General features: G+C 51.1%; 4 protein-coding genes. 2 read left to right on the forward strand and 2 right to left on the reverse strand.

Features of this window, described 5'->3' with window-relative positions; genetic code table 11:
• Positions 1-61: 61 nt before the first annotated feature.
• Complete coding sequence (locus ACXAHG_RS23345; protein ID WP_475061192.1) at positions 62-463, reverse strand: hypothetical protein; 402 nt, start codon at positions 461-463, stop codon at positions 62-64.
• Between the two features lie 191 nt (positions 464-654).
• On the opposite strand from ACXAHG_RS23345, the gene ACXAHG_RS23350 reads away from it, so the two are divergent.
• On the forward strand, positions 655-2,163 hold the full coding sequence (locus ACXAHG_RS23350) for a type IV secretory system conjugative DNA transfer family protein (RefSeq protein ID WP_475061195.1): 1,509 nt from the start codon (positions 655-657) through the stop codon (positions 2,161-2,163).
• Complete coding sequence (locus ACXAHG_RS23355; protein WP_475061196.1) at positions 2,163-3,044, forward strand: hypothetical protein; 882 nt, start codon at positions 2,163-2,165, stop codon at positions 3,042-3,044. Before ACXAHG_RS23350 ends, ACXAHG_RS23355 begins: the two co-directional genes overlap by 1 nt.
• Here ACXAHG_RS23355 and ACXAHG_RS23360 read toward each other — a convergent pair.
• Positions 3,041-3,412 (reverse strand): hypothetical protein, encoded by a 372-nt coding sequence (locus ACXAHG_RS23360; RefSeq protein ID WP_475061199.1) that lies wholly within the window; start codon positions 3,410-3,412, stop codon positions 3,041-3,043. The genes ACXAHG_RS23355 and ACXAHG_RS23360 overlap by 4 nt on opposite strands.
• Positions 3,413-3,510: the final 98 nt, after the last annotated feature.

A 3,510-nucleotide genomic window follows, 5' to 3' on the forward strand; every position in this document is an offset into this window, starting at 1 on the left:
GCCACTCGATACGACCGGTGTCCAAAGGTCTTCCTCTCAGCCATAGCTCTCGCCGCTCTTGTCATCTACTGGTTATGAGTCCAGACCCTAGATTGTCTGTTTTGGGGTAGGTGACAGTTTTGCTGTTCTCTACCATTTTTTCTATTTCGTGACTTAACTCTGCGAATTTGTCATCACTCTTCAACTCCTCCAGTCCCCAAGATTTTTGAAGAAGAGCGAAAGCTATGGGGCGAGCAATGTACAGTCGGATGCAGAGATACGCCTGAATGAGGCAGGCAAAAAGGATAAGAGCTTCGCTGGAAATGGTGCTGTTCTTTCCAATTTGAAGTATTCCAAATATTTTCGCCGAGGGTTGGATTTCCAATTCATAAAATGCTGTGAAACCAATAAATGACGTAAAGAGGAAGATAGACCTTCTAATGGAGGTCATGCTTGTATCATCCATGGCTTGTGCGAAGAACATTTAGAAAATTTCCTGTAGGACAATGAGGGGATTGGGAAAGTAGGTAGGTTGAGAGCAGACAAGCATCCGCAGATGATGTCACATTCTGCGGAACAACCTCAATCTGAAAATCTTCTTGCATACACACGCATGCTGGCTTCAAGTGCTCCTTAAGAAATTCTGCCGCCAGAGCCATATTTCAAGGACTGTTCATGCGTTTTAGCAACCTCCCACGGGGCTTGCCTGGTACTCCAGATACTGCCGATCAGCCGCCACGAGCTTTGTGGAATGATCCTGTGGCGGTTGGTAACCATCCGAACTGGCAGTATTCGACGGATCGCGTCCTGCTGGGGCTGGCGGATGGTAAACCCGTTGGAGTCGATGACGACCGCCATTTGCTCACCATCGCGGGGTCGCGGGCGGGCAAGGGGCGCTCCGCGATTGTCCCAAACCTACTGTTCTACACAGGGTCAGTTTTGGTGATTGATCCCAAGGGAGAGAATGACAAACTGACTGCCGAGCGGCGCGGCAAAGGCCGTGGGGTGAAGGCTGGTGGGCTTGGCCAAGATGTCTTTGTCATCGACCCGTTCAAGGTTTCAGGCGTGGAAGATGACTATCTTGCAGGGTTCAACCCCTTGGCAGGCCTCAACCCTCATAGCGATGATTTCATCGATGAGTGCGACGCCATCGCCGACGCCTTGGTGGTTCAGGACGGGGACAGTCAAAACTCATATTTCTATGATGCCGCGCGTTTGGTGTTGCGGGGCTACATTGCGTGGGTCGCCGCTCATCCGCACATTGAGGACAAATCCCTCAATGAAGTGAAACGTTTGTTGTTTGTACCTCGCCTAGCAGGCGCTGAAGCCGAAAATGAACAAATGACTGAGGATGTTACCGATCCAAAGCTAACGTTCATGCAGCTCAATGGCTTGATGCGATGGGCACCCAACTTTGCGCATGGTATTCCGTTTGAGGCCGCATCAATGCTCCTTAGTCTTGGTGATCGCGAGTTTGGCAGCATCATGTCTACCATCCAAAACCAGATTGGCTTTATCTCTTCACCGCCCATGGCGCGGCTACTCTCCAGCAACGGTCGAACGCCTGATCTGGGCCAATGGAAGTTTGGTAAGCAATCCGTCTATCTTTGCCTTCCCGCAGGGCGGATGCACCGCCATTTTCGGATGTTTCGTCTGTTTATCAATCGGTTGATGAATGCGATTGAGGTCAACGAAGAGAAGCCAAAAGTTCGAGCCTTGATGATCTTGGATGAGATGCATGTGCTGGGGCATATGAAATCACTCGAAACCGCTGCTGGTTTGATTGCAGGTTTCGGTGTGCGTATCTGGTCGTTCTTCCAAGATTTGTCACAGCTTCAATCCATCTACGACAAACGGTGGGAAACCTTCCTTGGGAACGCGTCGATTTTTCAGAGCTTTGGTCTCAATGACATGGGGTCGTTGCGCTATGTGTCCGACCGTCTGGGATACTCGGCCATGGCGAAGCTGTCTCACAATGAGCGTAGCTTGCAACAGGCCGCCAGTGGATTTTCGGGGACATCCAAAAGCATCGAGGGAACGCCGTTGCTTTCCCCAGACGAAGTGGCCGCCGTGTTTTCACGGCAGTCTGAAAACCAACTGATTATCTACTCAGGTGTCAGCCCAATATTTCTCAAGCGGTTGCCCTTTGATGATCCATATTTTGATGAAGTGAGACCTTCTTAATGGCAGATTTGTTGCAAACCGCCCGCAACAACTGGAAACATAAACCAATCCCAACGATTGCTGTGACGCTTGGCCTACTGGTAGTCATGGTCGTTATCTTCGTGTTGGTGGGGGCTTCCACCCAAAATGGCTATGTCGGGTTGGCAGTCTCCATCCCGCTAACGATTTTCTTGTCCACTCGCATCGATAAGCTGGCGTGGTATTGGGGGATCGGCATCGGTAACGCGGGCATGACGTCGCTAGAGACGCAAGCCCTTGAAGTGCTGCCATTTACCATGGTTCCGCGGGGGACACCCAAGGGCACCAAGTTGATTGAACTAACCAGTGATAAAGCCGTGTTTCAGGTCAAAGCCATCATCCAGTTTTGGAACTGGTTTTTGCCGTTAAACCTTGTTGCGGTTGCCTGCCTCAGCATTCCAGCATTGGCAACGGTTAGCTACATCACCAACGATGACGCACGAAACCTCTGGCAACAAGGCGTGCTTGAGAGGATGTTCGTCGACGCAGCACTGGGCTTCGTTTTCTTCCTTATGCTGGCCGTCATTAGCTACTTCATGACCCGCCCAAACGTACGGGTGTTGGTGAAACCTGACATCATCAAGTTCGGAAGCTATCGGTTTGACCGCCGCTATGTTGGTGGCTTGCGAGAAGGATTTAAGTCTCAAGGCGTTGAAACCAGACCGAGCTTTGTTTCTCCTAAATTCGGCTCAACAAACCTCTACATGGAGTACGGTGCTTGGGGAGAGCGCATGAAATATCTGGTCGATGCGGAGAGCGCAGTCGAAATCGTTGTATGGGCCAACGAGATCATTGATCGCGTTGGCAAGGCCGATGCGGTTGCCCCCACAGCCAGTGAAGGTGTCAAAACAGAAATGCTCTAGCTCGGCTCAGGCCCTTTCGTCTGGCTACGCGCAATCTCATGACCTTTCACCCGATTGAAGGTCTCAATCAGATCCTCTTTCGAGCCGAACGGGTTATCGACTGCGCCAAGCTCTGTTTCTTGCGAGGCAGCAACACTTGTAACGGGCTGTTCGCCGCGTTCCTCGTGGAACTGGTTGATTTGAGGATCGTTGGTCTTTTGAAAATGCGTAGCCCCGTCATCCTGCATCATCTCGTCGAAGGTGTTTTCCTGTGACTGGGGTTCTTCTGAATTCTGAATGGCCGTAAACTCTTCATCGGTCACGGGAACTTCGCCACGCTCGATACTCTCGTTATCCTGCTGCTCATTACCCGTCAGTGAAGTGAACACCGTGTCTCTAGGGTCAGGACCCATTGATTTTCACTTGGCGGCGTGATTCACGGTTCGAAAACCGAGCGGTGAACATGTCTGATCTTTTCTGGCTGACA

This window comes from Leisingera sp. ABD4_442 (genome assembly GCF_056160905.1).